The 18,911-nt window shown below is 70.7% G+C and carries 15 protein-coding genes and 1 pseudogene; 6 read left to right on the forward strand and 10 right to left on the reverse strand.

Annotated elements, in window-relative coordinates:
* Positions 1-7: 7 nt before the first annotated feature.
* Together JTJ31_RS07135 and JTJ31_RS07140 are read right to left on the reverse strand one after the other, a co-directional pair.
* Complete coding sequence (locus tag JTJ31_RS07135; RefSeq protein WP_207537948.1) at positions 8-274, reverse strand: hypothetical protein; 267 nt, start codon at positions 272-274, stop codon at positions 8-10.
* A gap of 172 nt (positions 275-446) precedes the next feature.
* A complete protein-coding gene (locus tag JTJ31_RS07140; RefSeq protein ID WP_207537949.1) occupies positions 447-2,012 on the reverse strand; it encodes an ABC transporter substrate-binding protein in 1,566 nt (521 codons plus the stop codon).
* Between the two features lie 98 nt (positions 2,013-2,110).
* On the opposite strand from JTJ31_RS07140, the gene JTJ31_RS07145 reads away from it, so the two are divergent.
* The gene (locus JTJ31_RS07145) at positions 2,111-3,340 is read left to right on the forward strand and encodes a metal-dependent hydrolase family protein (protein ID WP_207537950.1); all 1,230 of its coding nucleotides are present in this window, start codon (positions 2,111-2,113) and stop codon (positions 3,338-3,340) included.
* Here the strand turns inward: JTJ31_RS07145 and JTJ31_RS07150 are convergent.
* Positions 3,337-5,058, reverse strand: a complete 1,722-nt coding sequence (locus JTJ31_RS07150) for a cation:proton antiporter domain-containing protein (RefSeq protein ID WP_207537951.1) — start codon at positions 5,056-5,058, stop codon at positions 3,337-3,339. The two genes, JTJ31_RS07145 and JTJ31_RS07150, sit on opposite strands and share 4 nt — an antisense overlap.
* 193 nt (positions 5,059-5,251) lie before the next feature.
* Between JTJ31_RS07150 and JTJ31_RS07155 the strand changes: the two genes are divergently transcribed.
* A complete protein-coding gene (locus JTJ31_RS07155; protein WP_207537952.1) occupies positions 5,252-7,330 on the forward strand; it encodes a TonB-dependent receptor in 2,079 nt (692 codons plus the stop codon).
* 13 nt (positions 7,331-7,343) lie between these two features.
* On the opposite strand, the gene JTJ31_RS07160 is transcribed toward JTJ31_RS07155, so the two are convergent.
* Positions 7,344-9,164: a putative bifunctional diguanylate cyclase/phosphodiesterase gene (locus JTJ31_RS07160; protein WP_207537953.1), complete on the reverse strand. Its 1,821-nt coding sequence runs from the start codon at positions 9,162-9,164 to the stop codon at positions 7,344-7,346.
* A 355-nt stretch (positions 9,165-9,519) separates the two neighbouring features.
* Here JTJ31_RS07160 and JTJ31_RS07165 point away from each other — a divergent pair, with 355 nt between their 5' ends.
* Positions 9,520-10,656, forward strand: coding sequence for a GGDEF domain-containing protein (locus tag JTJ31_RS07165; RefSeq protein ID WP_207537954.1), 1,137 nt, complete (start codon positions 9,520-9,522; stop codon positions 10,654-10,656).
* 4 nt (positions 10,657-10,660) lie between these two features.
* Here the strand turns inward: JTJ31_RS07165 and motA are convergent.
* The 3 genes and pseudogenes from motA to JTJ31_RS07180 form a co-directional block, all read right to left on the reverse strand.
* Positions 10,661-11,527 (reverse strand): annotated as a pseudogene (gene motA / locus JTJ31_RS07170) (flagellar motor stator protein MotA).
* Complete coding sequence (locus tag JTJ31_RS07175) at positions 11,524-11,859, reverse strand: OmpA/MotB family protein (RefSeq protein WP_207537955.1); 336 nt, start codon at positions 11,857-11,859, stop codon at positions 11,524-11,526. Before JTJ31_RS07175 ends, motA begins: the two are co-directional and overlap by 4 nt.
* A 3-nt stretch (positions 11,860-11,862) precedes the next feature.
* Positions 11,863-12,540 carry a flagellar motor protein MotB gene (locus JTJ31_RS07180; protein ID WP_207537956.1) on the reverse strand — a complete coding sequence of 226 codons (678 nt, stop codon included), beginning with the start codon at positions 12,538-12,540 and terminating at the stop codon, positions 11,863-11,865.
* 296 nt (positions 12,541-12,836) lie between these two features.
* Between JTJ31_RS07180 and JTJ31_RS07185 the strand changes: the two genes are divergently transcribed.
* From JTJ31_RS07185 to mltG, 3 genes are read left to right on the forward strand one after another with little or no spacing between them, the layout of a single operon-like run.
* Positions 12,837-13,079 (forward strand): acyl carrier protein, encoded by a 243-nt coding sequence (locus JTJ31_RS07185; protein ID WP_207537957.1) that lies wholly within the window; start codon positions 12,837-12,839, stop codon positions 13,077-13,079.
* A gap of 26 nt (positions 13,080-13,105) precedes the next feature.
* Complete coding sequence (fabF, locus tag JTJ31_RS07190; RefSeq protein ID WP_207537958.1) at positions 13,106-14,389, forward strand: beta-ketoacyl-ACP synthase II; 1,284 nt, start codon at positions 13,106-13,108, stop codon at positions 14,387-14,389.
* Positions 14,390-14,422: 33 nt separating this feature from the next.
* Positions 14,423-15,385, forward strand: a complete 963-nt coding sequence (mltG, locus tag JTJ31_RS07195) for an endolytic transglycosylase MltG (RefSeq protein ID WP_207537959.1) — start codon at positions 14,423-14,425, stop codon at positions 15,383-15,385.
* A gap of 185 nt (positions 15,386-15,570) precedes the next feature.
* Here mltG and JTJ31_RS07200 read toward each other — a convergent pair whose 3' ends face one another.
* The 3 genes from JTJ31_RS07200 to JTJ31_RS07210 form a co-directional block, all read right to left on the reverse strand.
* Positions 15,571-16,458 carry an NAD(P)-dependent oxidoreductase gene (locus tag JTJ31_RS07200; RefSeq protein ID WP_207537960.1) on the reverse strand — a complete coding sequence of 296 codons (888 nt, stop codon included), beginning with the start codon at positions 16,456-16,458 and terminating at the stop codon, positions 15,571-15,573.
* 287 nt (positions 16,459-16,745) lie between these two features.
* Complete coding sequence (locus tag JTJ31_RS07205; protein WP_207537961.1) at positions 16,746-17,696, reverse strand: tripartite tricarboxylate transporter substrate binding protein; 951 nt, start codon at positions 17,694-17,696, stop codon at positions 16,746-16,748.
* A 265-nt stretch (positions 17,697-17,961) separates the two neighbouring features.
* Positions 17,962-18,882 carry a 3-hydroxybutyryl-CoA dehydrogenase gene (locus JTJ31_RS07210; RefSeq protein ID WP_207537962.1) on the reverse strand — a complete coding sequence of 307 codons (921 nt, stop codon included), beginning with the start codon at positions 18,880-18,882 and terminating at the stop codon, positions 17,962-17,964.
* Positions 18,883-18,911: the final 29 nt, after the last annotated feature.

The following is an 18,911-nucleotide window of genomic DNA, read 5'->3' on the forward strand; positions in this document are numbered from 1 at the left end:
CGGAGTGTCAGTTGGCCCGCGGCGCAGCGGGGGCAGGGGCGGGGGTGGTGACCGCGCTTCCTGTCGTCGTTGCGGGGCGCTGCTCGGTCGTCTGGGTGGTCTGCGGCACGGTGGCGCGGGGCGCTGCCGTCGCGGGCGCCGGGACGGTGGCGGATGGCGTCACGGCCGGGCGGGGCGCCTGGGCGGCGCCCGCAGCCGGGGCCTGGGTCTGGGCGAAGGCGGGAACCGCGCCGAGCAGCAGGGCGGTGGCGAGAAGCGAGCGGCGGACGGTCATGTCAGAACTCCCTCATCCCGCGCCGGTGATCCGGAATGGAGCGGCGCGTGAGAGGAGGTTGCGAGGGCGCCGGGGCGAGGTTTCGGCGTCTTCGGGGTGTTTTCGCGGCCCCCGTGGCAAAACCGGGGCGAATGCGGCGCCGTGCCCCGATCGGAACACGGCGCCCGTGTCGTCAGCGCGCGCGCATCCGCACGTTGCGAAGCTCCAGATCCTCGTTCACGCGCAGGGTGAAGTCCTGCACCGTGTCGCGCACGCCGAAGATCTGCGGCTCCTGGTGCAGCGGAATCATGGGCAGCAGCTCGCGGAACCGGGCCCAGTACTGCCGGGCCAGGGCATCGCGCTCGGGGCCGATGGCAGTGTTGCCGATGCGCGTGGCCAGCTCGTTCATCTGGGGATCGTTGAACTTGCCCCAGTTGAAGCTGCCCTCACCGAGCAGCTCGCGCGCCGGGTTGGTGATGTCGAAATTGCCCGGTGTCCATCCCAGCATCCAGAACTGGAATTCGTTGTTGGCGCCGCGCTGGAGGAAGCGGCCAAAGGGCATGGAGTCCAGCCGCGCCTGGATGCCCGCGCGCTGCAGCATGGCGACGACGGATTGGCAGATCGCCTCGTCGTTGATGTAGCGATTGTTGGGGCAGCCCAGTGTCACGCGGAACCCGTTGGGGTAGCCGGCCTCGGTGAGCAGGCGGCGCGCCTCCTCCACGTTGAAGGGCAGGCGCTCGTTGCTCTGCGCGTCGAAGCCGACAATGGCAGGGGCGATGGGCAGGCCGGTCGCGGTGGTGCTGTTGCGCAAGACGACGCGGCGGATCGTCTCCATGTCGATCGCCTGGTACATGGCGCGGCGCACGCGCACGTCGCGCATCGGGTTGGGCGTGCCCGGCTGCTCGATGCTCTCCGGCCGCGACACGTCCATGGCGAGGTAGATGGTGCGCGCCGTCGGCCCCTGGACGAGGCGCACCCCCTGCTGGTTCTGCAGCCGCGGCACGTCCTGCAGCGGCACATGGTACATCACGTCCAGCTCGCGACTCAGCAGCGCCGCGACGCGGGTGGGGGCGGAGGCGACGGGGCGGAACACCGCGCGGGTGATGCCGTGATCCGCGCGGTCCCACCAGTTCGGGTTGGGCACAAGCACGGTGCGCTCGTCGGCCAGGCGCTCGGTGACGCGGAAGGCGCCGGTGCCGTTGGCGTTGAGCTGGACGAAGGTGGTGGCGGCGCCGGGCTGCCCGGCGCGGGCCACGGAGAAGGCGTTGTTCGCTTCGATCCAGGCCTTGCTGGTGATGAAGAGCAGGGTGAGGTCCTGCAGCAGCACCGGGTTCGGGCCGCGCGTCTCGATCTCCACCGTGTGGTCGTCCACGGCGCGCACGGCGGCGATGCTCTGCGCGGTGTAGGCCATGTCGTTCTGGCGCACACGCTCGACGCTGTGCACCACGTCGGCTGCCGTGAACGGCTCGCCACCATGGAAGCGCACGTTACGACGCAGGTGGAAGCGCCACAGCGTCGGGCTCGGCGTCTCCCACCGCTCCGCCAGCGCGGCGGAAAGCGAGCCGTCGGCATCGCGCCGCACCAGCGGCTCGTACACGTTGCTCTTCATCGCATTGGTGACGCCATGGTTGTTGGCGTGCGGGTCGAGGCCGAGGATGTCGTTGGCCGTGGCCCAGGTGAAGGTGGTGGCGGCGGCGGCCAGCGCGCTGCCGGCAAGGAGCGCGGCCGCCAGGGCGCCGCGAAGCGCGGTGAGTTTCATTCTCAGCGTCTCCCGTTCGGGTTCGTGAAGCCTGTGCCTACCATCGCCGGACGGCACCGGCCTTGTCGAGGGAACACTTGGGACGTTCAATTCGCCCCATGATCCTGATCGAGAACGCCGCCCTGGTGGACGGCAGCCGGGACCGTCCCCTGGAGGGGATGGCGATCCTGGTCGAGGGCGACACCATCCGCGAGGTGTCGGACCGCCCCATCCACGCGCCGGGCGCCGACCGGCTGGACCTGAAGGGCGCGGTGGTGATGCCCGGCCTCGTGGACTGTCACGTCCACGTGATCGGCACCCTGGTGAATGTGGGCGCCAACGCCCTGCTGCCCGACGCGCTGGTGGCGCACCGCGCCGCGCGCATCATGCGCGGCATGCTGATGCGCGGCTTCACCACGGTGCGCGACCTGGGCGGCGCGACGATCGGGCTGCGCCTGGCCTGGGAGGAGGGGCTGTTCGAGGGGCCGCGCCTCGTCCTATGCGGCAAGGCGCTGAGCCAGACGGGCGGGCATGGCGATTTCCGCGGTCGGCACGACACGCGGCCGATGACGTGGTTCGCGGGGCGGCTCGGCAGCCTGGGCCGCGTCGCCGACGGGGTGGCAGAATGCCGCCGCGCGGCGCGAGAGGAGCTGAAGGCCGGCGCCGACTACATCAAGATCATGGCCAATGGCGGCGTCGCCTCGCCCACCGACCCGATCGCCTATCTCCAGTATTCTGAGGAGGAGATGCGCGCGATCGTGGAGGAGGCGACGATGGCTGGCACCTACGTCGCCGCGCATCTCTACACGGACGACGCCATCGCCCGCGCCGTGCGGAGCGGCGTCCGTTCGCTGGAGCATTGCAACCTCATCCAGGCGGACACCGCGCGCGAAGCCGCCGCCGCCGGGGCGATGGCCTGCCCCACCCTCGTCACTTATCAGGCGCTGAAGGAGGAGGGTGCCTCGCTCGGCCTGCCGCCGGAAAGCGTGGCGAAGATCGACGACGTGCGCCTGGCCGGGCTGCGCTCGCTGGAGGTGATGCGCGAGGCCGGGCTGCCCATGGCCTTTGGCACCGACCTCCTGGGTGACATGCATCGCCGCCAGTCGGAGGAATTCGCCATCCGCGCCGAGGTGCTGCCGGTGCCGGAGGTGATCCGCTCCGCCACGCTGGAGGCGGCGAAGCTCCTGCGGATGGAGGGGAAGATCGGCTGCATCGCCCCCGGCGCCTTCGCCGATTTGCTGATGCTGGACGGCGATCCGCTGCGCGACCTGTCCGTGCTGGCCGGGCAGGGGGAGCGCATCGCGCGCATCATGCAGAATGGGCGCTTCGTGAAGGGCGGCCGGGCCTAGAGAAGGACCCGCCGCACAGCGTCGCGCCGCTCCGCGATGGCGGCGCGCGCCGCCGCCTCCGGCACGCCGAGCGCCGTCAGCAGCCCCTCGCCCAGTTGCAGGCTGGCTTCCGTTACCTCGGGCGCGACGGCGCTGGCCCCCGCCTCCAGCAGGGTGCGGCCATGCGCCTCGTCATGGACGCGGGCGTGGATGGGCAGGCGGGGCCAGGCGGCGCGCGCGGCGCGCACCACCTTAAGCGCGGTGGCGGGCTGATCCATCGTCACCACCAGCGCGGCGGCGCGGCCCGCGCCCAGCAGCGCCAGCATCTCCTCCTGGGCTGCATCGCCGAAGAAAGGGGTCGCGCCCTCCTTCCGCAGGCGTCGCACCCGCGCCGAATTGGTATCCACCGCGACATGCGGGATGCGCTGCGCATCCAGGATCTCGCCGACGGCGCGGCCGACCCGGCCATAGCCGGCGATGATGACGTGGTCGGCCAAACCCGCCTCCGCCGGGCCGGGCCGCGCCGCATCCTCTGGCACCTCCAGCCGCCGCCCGAGCTTCCGCGCCAGCATGGCGAGGAGCGGCGTGGCGGCCATGGAAAGCCCCGTCACCAGCGCCATGAACCGTGCGGTTTCGGACGGCACCACCTCCTTGCCCTGCGCCAGCGCCAGGACGATGAAGGCGAACTCGCCGCCCTGGGCCAGCAGAACCGCCGTTTCCACCGAAACGGCGCCCGGCTCGCCGGCGATCCGCAGCAGCGCGAGCAGTACGAGCGCCTTCAGCGCCACGAGGCCCAGCACGGAAAGCGGCAGCCAGACGGGTTCTTCCAGAATGGCGGCCAGGTCGAGGCCGAGACCGACCGAGACAAAGAACACGCCGAGCAGCAGCCCCTTGAACGGGCCGAGATCCACCTCGGCGCGGTGGCGGAACTCGGTCTCGGACAGCAGCAGCCCTGCCAAGAAGGCACCCAGCGCCAGGGAAAGCCCCGCCGCCTCCGTCGCCGCCGCCGTGCCCAGCACCGCCAGCAGCACCACGGCCAGGAAGGCCTCGTGGCTGCCCGTGTCGGCGATGAGCCGCAGCAGCGGCCGCAGCAGCAGCCGTCCCGCAACCGTGATGAGGACGATGGCGATCGCCGCGCGCACCATCGCCCCCGCCACGCCCAGGATCAGCGCGGCCGGCCCGCTGGCCTCCTGCGCGCCGAGGACGCCGACCACGAACAGGATCGGCACCACGGCGAGGTCCTGGAACAGCAGCACCCCGAAGGCGGCCCGCCCCACCGGCGTTCCCAGCCGCCCGCCCTCTGCCAGCATCTGCATGACGATGGCGGTGGAAGAAAGGGCGAGTGCCGCACCCACCACCAGCGCGGCGGCAGCGTCATTGCCGGACAGCCGGGCGACTACGGCGACCAGCAACCCGGTCACCAGCACCTGTGCGCCCCCCAGGCCGAAGACCAGGGCACGCATCCGCCACAGCCGGTCCAGCGACATTTCCAGCCCAATCATGAAGAGAAGGAAGGCGACGCCCAGCTCCGCCGCGAGACGGACCGAGGCCTCATGGAGGACCAGGAAGGACAGTGCGGGCACCTCGCCGACGAAGCGGCCCAGCCCATGCGGCCCGATGACCAGCCCGATCAGGAGAAAGCCCAGCACCGTGCTGAGGCGAAGGCGATGCGCCAGCACCCCCACCAACCCCGCTGCGCCCAGCAGCACCGCCGCTTCCCGAAGTTCTGGCCCAACCAAGCGCACATCCTTTCCGTCGCCGCGACAAAGATGCCCCTCGTGCCGTCACGCCGGAAGCGGGCGCGGGCTTGCGGCACGGCCCCGCAACGGTCATGGTTAAGTTATTGAATTTGCTTGCAAATATGCACATCTCTACAGGTTTTCCCTTTGCAGAGATGAACAGATGTGCAGTCATTCCACTGACGGAGACGCCATGCGCCGCCTGCTTCCTGCCCTGCTCCTGCTCCCCCTCGATGCGTCACGCGCGCAGGAGCCGGTGATGGAACTTCCCGAACTGGTCGTGCAGTCGCGCCGCTTCGAGGAGGGGCGCAACCGCATCGCCCCCTCGCTCGGCGCCAGCGTCACCGAGATCACGCGCGAGGCGATCGAGCGCCTGCCGCAGGGCGAGGAGGCGCCGCTGAACCAGGTGCTGCTTCAGGCGCCGGGCGTGGTACAGGCGCCGCAGGGCGAGCTGCACGTGCGCGGCGACCACCGCAACCTGCAATACCGCATCAATGGCGTGACGATGCCGGAGGCGATCAGCGGCTTCGGCCAGCTCTTCGATGCGCGCGGGCTGCGCTCCGTCAGCCTCATCACCGGCGCGCTGCCGGCGCAGTTCGGCTATCGCACCGCGGGCGTCGTGGATATTCGCCTGCGCTCCGGCGCGCAGGATCCGGGCGGCTCGGCCAGCCTGTATGGGGGCTCCTTCGGCACCTTCCAGCCTGGCCTGTCCTATGGCGGTGGCGTGGGGCGCTTCGAGTATTTCCTGTCCGGTTCCATGCTGCGCTCCGACCGTGGCTTCGAGAACCCGACCTCTGCGCGCACCGTGCCGAACAACGCGACGGAGCAATTCCGCGGCATACTCAATGCCGCCTATGCGCTGGACGACCGCACGCGCCTTTCCCTCATCGCCGGGGGCAATGCCTCGCGCTACGAGGTGCCGGTGCAGGCAAGCGGACCATCGCCCTTCACCGCCTTTGGCCGCAACAGCTTCGACGGGCTGGACCCGCGTGGCCGGCAATGGCAGCGCACCGCCTTCGGCGTGCTGGCCTTGCAGCACAGCCGCGACGCGCTGGACGTGCAGCTTTCCGGCTTCCTCCGGCGCACCAGCATCTCCTACCTGCCGAATGTCATGGTCGACCTCCTCGGCACGGGCGTCGCCTCGACGGTGGAGCGGCGCAACATCGCCATCGGGCTGCAGGGCGATGCCGCCTGGCGCGTGTCGGAGCGACACACACTGCGCGCCGGCTTCTTCCTGTCGCGAGACGAGACGACGAACGCCCTCGCCAGCACCGTGCTGCCGCTGGACGGGGCGGGCGGGACAATCGACGCACCCTTCACCATCACCGAGAGCGGACGCGTGACGCAGAGTCTCGGCGGGCTCTACCTCCAGGATGAATGGCGGCCGCTGGAGCGGGTGACGGTGAATTTCGGCGCGCGTCTGGACGGGGTGCGCGGCCCCGCCTCCGGCTCGCAATTATCGCCGCGCCTGAACGTGGTCTGGAACGTCACGGACGCCACCACCCTCTCCGCCGGCTATGCGCGCTACTTCACCCCGCCGCCGGCGGAACTCCTGGTGCGGCCCGACCTGGCCCGCTACGCCGGCACGACGCTGGAGCCGGAGGTGGCGCGGGCCGGCCCGGTGCGGCCGGAGCGCGCGCACTACCTCAATCTCGGCCTGCGCCACCGCATCGGCGAGCGCCTGACCCTGGGCGCGGAGGCGTTCTTTCGCGACGTGCGCGACCTGCAGGACCTGGGTCAGTTCGGCACGGCCTATGTGTTCTCGCCCTACAACTACGCGCGCGGGCGCGTGTACGGCACGGAACTGACTGCCGCTTGGCGCGGCGAGAGGTGGAGCTTCCACGGCAACCTCACCTTGTCGCGCTCCGAGGGGAAGGGCCTCGTCTCCAACCAGTATTTCTGGTCGGCGGCGGAGCTGGCGCAGGTGGCGCGGAAATTCGTCCGGACCGATCACGACCAGGCCGTCTCCGCCTCGGCCGGTGCGTCCTGGCGCGCTTGGGAGGGCGGCACGCTCTCGGCGACGCTGGTCTATGGCTCAGGCATGCGGCGCGGCTTCGCCAACAGCGAGTCGGTCACGCCCTACATGACGGTGAATCTGGGCGTGGCGCACCGCTTCGAGGGGCCGGATGGCGGGCGATGGACGGCGCGGCTGGACGTGCTGAACCTGTTCGACCGCCGCTACCAGCTGCGCGACGGCACCGGAATCGGCGTCGGCGCGCCGCAATACGGGCTGCGGCGCGGCATCTTCGCCGGACTGTCGCGCAGCTTCTGAGGGGGTCGCGCCATCATGCGTTGCGGAGCGGCACCACCTTTTTCCGCTCCTCCAGCCGGCCGCGTAGCCAAGCGGTCAGCGCCTCGGGCTCCAGGGGCGGGGCGAAGAAATGCCCCTGCACCGCATCGCAGCCCATCCGCGCCAGGGTGCGCGCCTCCGCCTCATCCTCCACCCCCTCGGCGATGGCGTCGAGCCCCATGGCCTGGGCGAGGCGGATCATCCCCGTCACCACCTTTTCCGCCCGCGGGTCGGTGCCCAGACGGCGGATGAAGGAGCCATCCAGCTTCAGCGCATCCAGCGGGATACGGAGAAGCTGCGCGAGGCCGGAGGTGCCGGTGCCGAAATCATCCAGCACGATCCGCGCCCCCTTGCCGCGCAGCGCGGCGAGGCGCGACACGGTGGCATGGGCGATGCGGTCCAGCACCGCATCCTCCATGATCTCGACGGTCAGGCAGGACAGGCTGAGCCCGGCCTGCTCCACTTGGTTTTCCAGCGTTTCCACCACGTCGGACCGCGCCAGCTCCCCGGCCGCGAGGTTCACCCCGATCCGGCCCGGTGCCAGATCCTGGCGCCGCAGCGACGCATAGGCAGCAAAGCCGATCTCCCGCACGCGGCGCGACACCGCCTCGGCCCGGTCCAGCCGCGCGGCCACGGCGAAGATCTCGCCGGGCGGCACCTTGCCCAGCTCCGGGTGGGTCCAGCGCGCCAGGATCTCCATCCCCCGCACCTCGCCGTCCCGCAGTCCGATCACCGGCTGCATCGCGCAGCCCAGCCCCTCCGGCAGCCCCTCCGCGAAGGCGAGGAGCAGGGCGGATTCCCGCGCCATGCGCGCCGCGTCCTCCGGCTCCGTCCGGCCCACAGAGCCGCGGCGGCGGCGCTTGCTGCGGATCAGCGCCTCGTCCGCCAGCCGGGCGAGCCGCCCCGCCTCCGTCCCATCCTCCGGCGCCAGGGCCACGCCGGCGCTGACGCCCAGTCGCAGCGGCCGCCCGTCATGGAGGACGGGGCGGGACACGGTGGTGCAGATCGCCTCGGCGATGCCGCTGGCCGTGTCCCAGTCGCTGACGCCGGGCAGCAGGGCCATGAACTCGTCGCCGCCCAGCCTCGCCACCAGGTCACCCGAACGCACGGCGGAGCGGATGCGCTGGGCGGCGGCGCGCAGCAGCGCATCGCCCGCGGCGTGGCCATGGGCGTCATTGGCCTCCTTGAAATGGTCGAGGTCCATGGCGATCACCGCCACCGGCCCGCCCCCGGCCAACAGGGATTCCAGCTCCGTCATGGCGGCGGCGCGATTGGGCAGGCCGGTGAGCGCATCGGTGACCGAGGAGGTGCCGAGGCGTCGCATCGCGCGCCGCAACTCGAGGTTGGCCTGGGCGGCCTGGGCCAGCCGGCGCACCAGCCGCACCGTCGTCTCATCCATTGGCCGCGGCTTGTTGTCGAGAATGCAGAACGTCCCCAGCGCGTGACCCTCCGGGCCCACCAGCGGCACGCCCAGATAGGAACGGATCGAGGGGGCGTCGGTCACCAGCGGATTGTCGCGGAACCGCTCATCCTCGCGCAGGTCCGGGACGGCCAAAGGCTGCTTCGGGTCCAGAATGGCGTGGGAGCAAAAAGCGAGGTCGCGCGGGGCTTCCGGCGCCTCGATGCCGTGCCGGGCCTTGAAGAAGGCGCGATCGGCATCGATCAGCGAAACCAGGGCGATGGGCGCGCCGGTCAGCTCCGCCGCGAGGGCGACAAGATCGTCGAAGGCCTGCTCGCCCGCCGTGTCGAGGACGTCATAGGAGCGCAGGGCGGCCAAGCGCTGCGCTTCGTCGGCGGGCAGGGGCGCTGCAGGCATTCGGTTTCTCCCCTCCAGCTCTCTCGGTGCGTTGCCCCCAAGGTTGAGCCTTCCAGTCAAGGTTGCAAAAAGCTAGATTGAAGACGCCGAACGGTGGCAAAAGGTCACTCCCATGCTCCCGTATTTTCGCTCTGGCGGTGGCGCAAACTTTCCTCGTGGGGCGGGGCGGATCGATGCGGAGGCGGGGCTGGGACGTTCCGGAAGGGCAATCGGCCGGTTCACCATCAGCTTACGCCTCCTCCTGGCCTTGACGCAGATGGCTGCGGTTGGCCTCGGCGGGGCATTCCATGCCGTCACACAGCTGTCGCGCAACGATGCGACCTATTCCCGCGTCCTGGAACAGGAAGCGGCGGGAATGGTCCTTGTCATCCGCGCCGGGCTGCACGCCCATGATGATTCACACCTCCTGCAGGCCTTGTTCGTAGAACGGGACATCCCGGCGCGCCAGCGCATCCTCGGAGAGCGGGACAGGGCCCAGCGCCGCTTCCGCGACGCTGTCGCGCGCGCCCAGGACATCCTTCCGCAGGAAACCGCGGCCCTGGATGACATCGGCCGCCACTTCGAGACCATGTTCGAAGCCGGCCAGCGCATCGAGGCCGCGCTGCTGGCGGACCAGGATGAGCTGGCCTTGCGGTTGCTGCGGGACGAACGGGTTCCGGCCTTCGAGGCCTTCCGCCGGGTGGCCCAGGCCGAGGTGGCCCGCCTGCACCGCCGCATGGACGAGATCTCGGAGGAGGCGACGCGCAAGGCGGAGCGGGCCTGGCAGGTCACGCTGGTCACCGCCGTGCTGGCGGTGCTGCTCGCCCTGTTCCTCGCCGCCTGGCTGCTGCGCCGGACCGTCATCGCGCCGCTCGACGCGGTGGCGGCACGGATGCGCGCCCTGGAGGCGGGGGATGACCGCGCCCCGGTGCCGGGCCAGGAGCGCGGCGACGAGATCGGGCGCATGGCGCGGGCCCTGGAAAGCTTCCGCCTCGCCGCCATCGAGCGGCGGCGCCTGGGGCACGAGGCGCGCACCGACGCGCTGACCGGCCTCCTCAACCGGCGGGCCCTGCTGGAGACGCTGGAGACCCTGGCGAGCGAGGCCCTGCCGATGCTGGCCATCGTCATCGACCTCGACCATTTCAAGCTGGCCAATGACACCCATGGCCACGCGGTGGGCGACGCGCTGCTGCGGGCCGCGGCGCAGCGCATCCGCACCGCCCTGCGCGCGGGCGACATTGCCGGGCGGCTGGGCGGCGACGAGTTCGTGGTGGTCCTGGCCGGCACTGACGAGGCGGCAGAGGCGGTGGCGCACCGCCTGCGCGACACGCTGAACCGCCCGGTCGAGATCAATGGGCGCTTGCTGCGCCTGGGCGCCACGCTGGGCATCGCGGCGCTGCCGCGCGACGCGGCGACGCCGACCGGGCTGCTGGAGGCCGCCGACCAGGCGCTGCTCCGCGCCAAGCGGATCGGTCGCGGCGGGGTCGGACGCGCCGCCGCCCGCGCCGAATGAGCTGTCAGGCGATCTGGAGTTCCTGCAGCGACGCCTCCAACTCGCCGAAGGAGGGCATCAGGGCGGAGGGAACGACCTTGCGCCCGGCTTCCACGCTCACCTGCGGGGCGTTGCCGTGCAGATGCGCGACGATGACGGCGCGGATCACTTCGTAGAAGGCGCTTTCCTCCTCGACGATGGCCTTCAGCCGTGCCGCCATGGGGCCCATCAACCCATAAGCCAGCAGCACGCCCAGGAAGGTGCCGACCAGCGCCCCGCCGATCATCCGGCCCAGCACCGCCGGTGGCTGGTCGATGGAGCCCATGGACTTGATGACGCCCAGCACCGCCGCGACGATGCCAAGCGCCGGCAGCGCATCGGCGATGTTCTGCATGGCGTGGGAGGGGTGCATCTCCTCCTCCTTCAGCTTCTTCAGCTCCCGCGCGATGATGTCCTCCAACTGGTGCGGGTCGTCCGCGTTCATGCCGACCATGCGCAGTTAGTCGCAGATCAGCAGGGCGGCGTGGTGGTCCTTCAGGATCTGCGGGAATTTCTGGAAGGCGGCGCTTTCCTCCGGCTTCTCGATATGCGGCTCCAGCGCCATGGCGCCCTTGGTCTGCGCGAGGCGCACGAAGTAGTAGAGCAGCGACAGCAGCGCGGCGTAGTCCTCCTTGCGGTAGCGCGCCCCCTTGAGGATCTTCCCGAAGGCGCCGGCCGTGTGCTTCACCTCCTGCATCGAGTTGACCATCAGGAAGGCGCCCACCGCCGCGCCGCCGATCATCATCATCTCGAAGGGCAGGGAGCCCAGGATGATGGCGAACTGGCCTCCGGCGATGGTGTAGCCGCCGAACACCATGATGATGAGGAAGGCGAAGCCGAGCAGCGTGGTCACCGCGGCGCCTCCGCTTGCCGCAGCAGGGTGATGGCGACGCGGCGATTGGCCGCTGCCCCCGGCTGGTCGCGCAGCAGCGGTTCGCGATCCGCGTGTCCGCTGACGCGCGCGAGGCGCGCCTCGGGCAGCCCCGCCTCGGTCAGCAGGCGTCGCGCGGCATTGGCCCGCTCCGCCGCCAGGTCCCAGTTGGAGCGGCCTCCGCCGCGAAAGGGCGCGCTGTCCGTGTGGCCGGAGACGGAGACGGGGTTGGGGAGGCGAAGCGCCGCCTGGGCGACGGCGCGGATCGCCGCCCGCGCCCGCTCTGTCGGCGCGGCGTTGCCGGTGCTGAACATGGGCTAGCCGTCGGCTTCCAGAAGCTGGATGCGTAGCCCTTCTGGCGTCACCTCCACCAGGAACTGGCCAGCGGCGGCGGACAGCGCGGGGTCGTCGCGCAGCGTCTCGCGCAGCGCCTCCGCCGCATCCTGAAGCGCGGCCTCCTCCCGCCGTGCCAATTCGGCGCGCAACGCGGCGTCGGTCAGGCGAGCGGCGTCGCTCTCCTCCGGGCCGGGAAGGACGCGGCCGAGTTCCGCCCCGCCCGGTGTGGCCATGCGCGGGGGAGGGGTCTCCTCCTCGCCACGCGGGCCCTCGCGGCGGGCGAAGGGCTCGGCAGGCGCAGCGCTGTCATCCTCCTCCTCCAGCTCAGCGAGGATGGGGCGTGGGCCGCGCTCCAGCCGGATCGCCCCGGTGTCGGAAGCCATGCGCCCGGCGGTGTGGGGGGTGGAGCCGCCAAAGGGCTGGCCGGTCCCGGAAACGCCATTGGCCAGGGCGTGCATCGGGTTGAAGTAGTCGGCAAGGCCGCGCCGCTGCTCCTCCGTCGTGGCGTTCAGGAGCCACATGAGCAGGAAGAAGGCCATCATGGCGGTGACGAAATCCGCATAGGCCACCTTCCAGGCGCCGCCGTGATGGCCGTACCCGCCCTCCTCAATCCGCCTGAGGACGATGGTGCCGCCTCCTGCGCCCTTCCGCTTCGCCACGCTGGGGCCCCATGTCTTCCGACGCTACACTGGGGCAGCCCCGTTACCGAAGCCTGAAGCGCAGCGGCGGCGGCGCCCGTGCGTTCTGTCCGCACGCCCCGCCATGCGCCCCGCGAAGGGCCGCCCTGACTGGGGAGTTGCGGACTTGCCAGGGGCTTCCAAGCGGCCTAGAGCGCCCGGCACTTCCGTGATAACGCGATGCCGCCCGGGGCTGGACCGGGCGGCCAGCACAGACGCGGCGCACCCCTCCCACTGTGAACCCGGGGGGCGGCCCCGGCAGCAGGAGACCGAGCGAGATGAGCGAGACCGCCGAGAAGGTGAAGAAGATCGTGGTGGAGCACCTGGGCGTCGAGGAGGCCAAGGTCACCCCCGAGGCTTCCTTCATCGACGACCTGGGCGCCGACAGCCTGGACACGGTCGAGCTGGTGATGGCCTTCGAGGAGGCCTTTGGCGTGGAAATTCCGGACGACGCGGCGGAGAAGATCCAGACCGTGAAGGACGCGATCGACTTCATCGAGAAGTCGCAGGCTTCGGCCTGACGCATAGGGACTGACGGGGGGAAAGGATGTTCGCTCAGGGGCTTGCGCCGCGGCGCGTCGTCGTCACCGGCATGGGGATCGTCAGCCCGCTTGGGCTTGGCGTGGACCATGTCTGGAAGCGGCTGGTGTCCGGCGAAAGCGGCATCGGGCCGATCACCCACTTCGACGTGAAGGACCTGCCTGCGAAGATCGCGGGTCAGGTGCCGGACGGGAAGAAGGACGAGGGCGGCCTGGACCTGGGCGAATGGATTCCCGTCAAGGACCAGAAGAAGATGGATCGCTTCATCCAGCTCGCCTGGGTGGCGGCGGAGGAAGCGATCCAGGATTCGGGCTGGATGCCGGAGGATGAGCCTTCGCGCATCGCCACCGGCGTGATGATCGGCTCGGGCATCGGGGGGCTGGAGACGATCCAGGAAGCCTCGGCCCTGGTGGCGTCGGGGCGCACGCGGCGCCTGTCGCCCTTCTTCATCCCCTCGGCCCTGGTGAACCTCGCCTCCGGCCAGGTTTCCATCAAGTACGGGTTCAAGGGCCCAAACCATTCCGCCGTGACGGCCTGCGCCACCGGCGTGCACGCCATCGGCGACGCGGCGCGGCTGATCGCGCTGGGTGATGCCGATGTGATGGTGGCCGGCGGCGCCGAGGCGGCCATCTGCGAGCTGGGCATTGGCGGCTTCTGCGCCGCCCGCGCCCTGTCCACCGGCTTCAACGACAACCCCACCGCCGCTTCCCGTCCCTGGGACAAGGAGCGCGACGGCTTCGTGATGGGCGAGGGCGCCGGCGTCCTCGTGCTGGAGGAGCTGGAGCACGCCAAGGCGCGCGGCGCGAAGATCTACGCCGAGGTCGTGGGCTACGGCATCTCCGGCGATGCGCACCACATCACCTCTCCGGCCGAGGATGGCAGCGGCGGGTTCCGCGCCATGGAATCCGCCCTGCGTTCCGCCGGGCTGGCACCGGGCGACGTGCAATACGTCAACGCCCACGGCACCTCGACCCCCATGGGCGACGACATCGAGCTTTCGGCCGTGGAGCGCCTGTTCGGGGAGGACGGCAAGAAGGTCGCCATGTCCTCCACCAAGTCCGCCGTCGGCCACCTGCTGGGCGCGGCGGGGGCGGTGGAGGCGATCTTCTCCATCCAGGCCATCCGCGACAACGTGGCCCCGCCCACGCTGAACCTGGAAGATCCTTCGCGCGAGTCGGTGATCGACCGCGTCCCCAAGGAGGCGCAGCAGCGCCCGATCGACGTGGCGCTGTCCAACTCCTTCGGCTTTGGCGGCACCAACGCTTCGGTGATCTTCCGCCGGGCGCCGTGACTTTTTCCCCTCTCGGGCGCTAATGCGCCCGAGATGCGACGTTTCCTCAAGCTCATGGTCGTGGGCTGCGCCCTGCTCGCGGTGGCGGGCGGCGCGGCCGCCTGGTTTGCCTGGCGCGAGGCCAGCGCCCCAGGCCCCCTCGCGGAACCTGCCAACATCGTGATCCCGCGCGGCGGGGTGGAGGCCATCGCCACCACTCTCGCCGAGCGCGGCGCGGTGGAGTCGCCCCGGCTCTTCGCCCTGGCGGCGCTGGCCACGCGCGGCGAGGGGCCGTTGCGCGCCGCCGAGTTCAGCATCCCGGCCGGCGCCTCCATCCGCGACATCCTCTCCATCCTGCGCCAGGGGCGTCCGGTGCAGCGCCGCCTCACCATCGCCGAGGGGCTGACGGCGCGGCAGGTCGCCAGCCTCCTCGAGCGCACGGAGGGGCTGTCGGGTGAGGTGCCGACGATCAACGAAGGCGCGCTGCTGCCCGAGACCTACAGCTTCACCCTGAACGACAGCCGGGCCGCGCTCGTCCGCCGTGCCACCACCGCGATGGACGCGGCGCTGGAGGAGGCGTGGAAGGACCGCGCGCCCAACCTGCCGCTGAACTCGGCGCGGGAGGCGCTGATCCTCGCCTCCATCGTCGAGCGTGAAACAGGGGTGGCGGCGGAGCGCGGGCTGGTGGCCGGAGTGTTCATCAACAGGCTGCGGCGCGGCATGCCGCTGCAATCCGATCCCACCGTGGCCTATGGTGCCGGCAACGGAATGCCGCTCGACCGGCCGCTGACCCGTGCCGACCTGGACCAGCCTCACCCCTACAACACCTATCGCAACCGTGGCTTGCCACCCGGACCCATCGCCATGCCGGGCCGCGCCTCTATCGAGGCCGTCCTCCGACCCGAGGCGACGGAGTTCATCTACTTCGTCGCCGACGGCACGGGGGGCCACGCCTTCGCCCGCACGCTGGAGGAGCACAACCGGAACGTGGCGCGCTGGAGAGCGCTGAATCGTTGATGCCCTCAACGCGGCGGCTTTCAGCCGCCGCTACGCCGGGCGCCGCCTCCGGCGGCTTGGCTTCGCCGCGCTGCGGGTGCGCCGGCTGAATAGTTGGTCTGGCGGCGTCGGCCGCTTTGCGGCCGGATTCTCCGTCGGCGCGCCTCCTCTGTGACGGGGCGTTGGTTGGAAGCGGCGCGGCTCGCCTATCCGAGGCCCGACATTTCCTCCACCAACCGCCCCAGCGCCACCACGTCCTCACCCCCCGCGCCGCGATTCACCAGCAGCTCCAGCAGCGGCAGCGCCATGGCGGTGGCGGGGGCGAAGGTGCCGGTTTCACGCACCGCCTCCGCGGCCAAGCGGAGATCCTTGCGCATCAGCTCTGCCCGGAAGCCGGGGGTGAACTTCCGGTCCAGCAGGCGCTTGGCGTGGTTGCGCAGCACCGCGCTGTCGGCGGAGCCGCCCATCAGCGCCTCGCGCATCGCCGCCGGATCGAGCCCCGCCTTGCGCCCCATGCTCAGCGCCTCCGCCACCGCGACGAGGCTGGCGCAAATCATCAGCTGGTTGGCCGATTTGCAGACCTGCCCGGCGCCCGAGGGACCGAGGCGGGTGATCGTCTTGCCCACTGCCGCGAAGAAGGGCTGCGCCGCCTGGAAGGCAGCCTCGTCGCCGCCGACCATGCAGGTCAGCGTGCCGTCGATGGCGCCCTGCGGCCCTCCGCTCACCGGGCTGTCCAGCAGGGTCGCGCCGCGCTGGGCCAGGCGTTCCGCGAAGCCGCGCGTGGCTGAGGCGGAGATGGTGGAGAAATCCACCACCACCGCGCCCCGCTCCACCCCCTCGGCGATGCCGCCGGGGCCGAAGAGCGCGGCCTCCACATCCGACGTGTCGGGCACGCAGAGCCCGACCACCGCAGCGCCGCGCGCCGCCTCTGCCCCCGTTTCGCACCAGCGCGCCTGGAGACCTTCGGCCTTGGCGCGGGTGCGGGAGGAGACGGCGAGGTCGTAGCCCGCCTTGGCGATATTGGCGGCCATGGCACGGCCCATGACGCCGAGCCCGATGAAAGCCGCCCGGGCGGGCGGGGCGATTGGCTGCATGGATGATCCTTTCAGACGCGGGGCGGCACGGTGCTGTCCAGTAGGCAGACCGGGTTGTGATGCGGCCCGCTTTACGTGGTCATGGTGAAAGGCGGTGATCTCCGGCGTCAATCCAGCCAAGCCAACCCGGATTTCCTGCGCGGGCTCGAAGGGCTCGCTGAGTCCCTGCTCATGCGAGCCATTTTCCCTGGCTGCAAGTTCCCGCTCTTCGCGCCCAACACCCTTCTCGTCCTGCGGCGCGAAGAATAACGCCGAGAAGCGACGGCCCGGGCGAAGCGATGGTCCTTTCAGCCGCGGCCCAGCGCGGCGCGGATGCTGTCGAGCAGCGTGTCCATCGCCGCCTGGAAGCTTCGGCCGTCGGCGTAGCCATCCGCCTCGCCGGCCCGTTCCAGGAAGCGCTGCCAGGTCGGCGTGGCGATGGCCTGCTTCATGCGGTCATGGTGGAAGGTGGTGATCTCCGGCATCAATCCGGGCGGGCCGACCCAGCCCTTCATGTTCTCGGCCAGCACGTTCCAGCCCAGTTCGCGTAGCGTCGGCGCATCGGGATAGGCGGGCAGGCGCTCGGGCGAGGCGACGGCGAGGACGCGCAGCTCCCCGCCATCCACCAGGCCGCGCATCTCCTCCGGTGCGGCCACGGAAACGTCCACCTGCCCGGCCACGACAGCCTGCAGGGACGGCCCGCCGCCGGTGAAGGGGACGTGCAGCATCTCCACCCCCGCGGCGCGGCCGAGAAGCAGGAAGATGGAATGCGACAGCGTCCCCACCCCGGCCGAGGCGTGGGAGATGGCTTCGGGCCGTGCCTTGGCCGCCTCGATCACCTGCCGCATGTCGGTGAAGCGGCCGCCGCGCGCTTTCGCCACGATGAACTGCCCGTGCCGCGTCAGGCGGATGACGGGGGTGAAGCCGGTCTTGGGGTCATAGGGCACGTCGCGATGCGCCGGGACGGAGGTGCTTTCGGAACCGCCGGCCAGAAGCAGCGTGTGCCCGTCCGGCGCGGCACGCGACACCTGCTCCGCCGCCAGAGCGCCGCCTGCGCCAGGGCGGTTCACCACCACCAGGGGCACGGGATAGAGCGGCGCGGCCGCCTCCGCGATGGTGCGGGCGATCACGTCGGACCCGCCGCCCGGCGCGAAGCCCGCGACCAGCTGGACGGGGCGCGTGGGCGCCCAGCCGGGCTGGGCAGGGGCGTGGGCAGGCAGGGCAAGGGTCAGCAACGCCGCGCGGCGGGCGATGAGCATGGACGGCCTCCGGTGTTTTGCCGGGAGCCTAGACGCGGAGCGGCGCTCCACGCCAGCGACACCGCCAGCAACAGGAAGCGGCGCCTCACACAGAAAAGCCGCGCATCAAAGGAGAATCCGACCGCAAGGCGGCCGGCGCGCCCAGGCGAACCGCGCAATCAGCGCGACCGAAGCGGCGCGAAAGCCAAGCGGCCGGAGGCCGCGCCCGGCGTAGCGGCGGCTTAGGGCCGCCGCGATGAGGGCACAAAAAACCGCTGAGCGAAGCTCAGCGAGAAGGAACCGGCGGGTCCTGCGAGTAGTCGTAGAAACCCTTGCCGGTCTTGCGGCCGTACCAGCCGGCCTCGACATACTTCACCAGCAGCGGGCAGGGCCGGTACTTCGAGTCCGACAGACCGTCATAGAGAACCTGCATGATGGAAAGGCAGGTATCCAGCCCGATGAAGTCGGCCAGTTCCAGCGGCCCCATCGGGTGGTTCGCGCCCAGCTTCATCGCTGTGTCGATGGAGCGAATGTCGCCGACGCCCTCGTAGAGGGCATAGACGGCCTCGTTGATCATCGGCACCAGGATGCGGTTGACGATGAAGGCCGGGAAATCCTCGGCCACCGCCGTCTGCTTGCCCAGCTTCTTCGCCAGCGCATCCACCGCGCGGAAGGTCGGCTCATCCGTGGCGATGCCGCGGATGATCTCCACCAGCTTCATGACCGGAACCGGGTTCATGAAGTGCATCCCGATGAACTTCTCGGGACGGTCCGTGGAGGCGCCAAGCCGCGTGATGGAGATGGAGGAGGTGTTGGACGCCACCATCGCGGTGGGCTTGAGGTGTGGGCAGAGCGCCTTGAACACCTCGCGCTTGATGGCTTCCTTCTCGGTCGCCGCCTCCACCACGAAATCCGTCTCGCCGAGCGAGGCGTAGTCCGTGGAAGTGGTGATGCGCGAAAGCGCCGCGTCGCGATCCTCGGACGTGATCAGCTTGCGGCCGATCTGGCGCTCCATGTTCTTCGCGATGGTGCCCAGCGCCTTATCGAGCGCGGCCGGGTTGATGTCCACCATGGCGACCGGCAGCCCGGCCAGCGCCGCGACATGCGCGATGCCGTTGCCCATCTGCCCGGCGCCGATGATGCCCAGCGAGGCGATTTCCGGCACCTCGACCACGGAGTCGGGGAGGGTGGCGACGCGAATGGTCATGCTGCTTCTCCCTGGCGCGTAGCCGCCAC

This window comes from Sabulicella rubraurantiaca (genome assembly GCF_017355885.1).
Classification (GTDB): Bacteria; Pseudomonadota; Alphaproteobacteria; order Acetobacterales; family Acetobacteraceae; genus Roseococcus; species Roseococcus rubraurantiacus.

Bases quoted from the DNA above. Each gene is read 5' to 3' on its own strand.
- JTJ31_RS07210 (WP_207537962.1), bottom strand. From the start codon at position 18,882: ATGACCATTCGCGTCGCCACCCTCCCCGACTCCGTGGTCGAGGTGCCG.
- mltG (WP_207537959.1), top strand. From the start codon at position 14,423: ATGCGACGTTTCCTCAAGCTCATGGTCGTGGGCTGCGCCCTGCTCGCG.
- JTJ31_RS07140 (WP_207537949.1), bottom strand. From the start codon at position 2,012: ATGAAACTCACCGCGCTTCGCGGCGCCCTGGCGGCCGCGCTCCTTGCC.
- JTJ31_RS07200 (WP_207537960.1), bottom strand. From the start codon at position 16,458: ATGCAGCCAATCGCCCCGCCCGCCCGGGCGGCTTTCATCGGGCTCGGC.
- JTJ31_RS07165 (WP_207537954.1), top strand. From the start codon at position 9,520: ATGGTCCTTGTCATCCGCGCCGGGCTGCACGCCCATGATGATTCACAC.
- fabF (WP_207537958.1), top strand. From the start codon at position 13,106: ATGTTCGCTCAGGGGCTTGCGCCGCGGCGCGTCGTCGTCACCGGCATG.
- JTJ31_RS07205 (WP_207537961.1), bottom strand. From the start codon at position 17,696: ATGCTCATCGCCCGCCGCGCGGCGTTGCTGACCCTTGCCCTGCCTGCC.
- JTJ31_RS07160 (WP_207537953.1), bottom strand. From the start codon at position 9,164: ATGCCTGCAGCGCCCCTGCCCGCCGACGAAGCGCAGCGCTTGGCCGCC.
- JTJ31_RS07135 (WP_207537948.1), bottom strand. From the start codon at position 274: ATGACCGTCCGCCGCTCGCTTCTCGCCACCGCCCTGCTGCTCGGCGCG.
- JTJ31_RS07175 (WP_207537955.1), bottom strand. From the start codon at position 11,859: ATGTTCAGCACCGGCAACGCCGCGCCGACAGAGCGGGCGCGGGCGGCG.
- JTJ31_RS07185 (WP_207537957.1), top strand. From the start codon at position 12,837: ATGAGCGAGACCGCCGAGAAGGTGAAGAAGATCGTGGTGGAGCACCTG.
- JTJ31_RS07145 (WP_207537950.1), top strand. From the start codon at position 2,111: ATGATCCTGATCGAGAACGCCGCCCTGGTGGACGGCAGCCGGGACCGT.
- JTJ31_RS07155 (WP_207537952.1), top strand. From the start codon at position 5,252: ATGCGCCGCCTGCTTCCTGCCCTGCTCCTGCTCCCCCTCGATGCGTCA.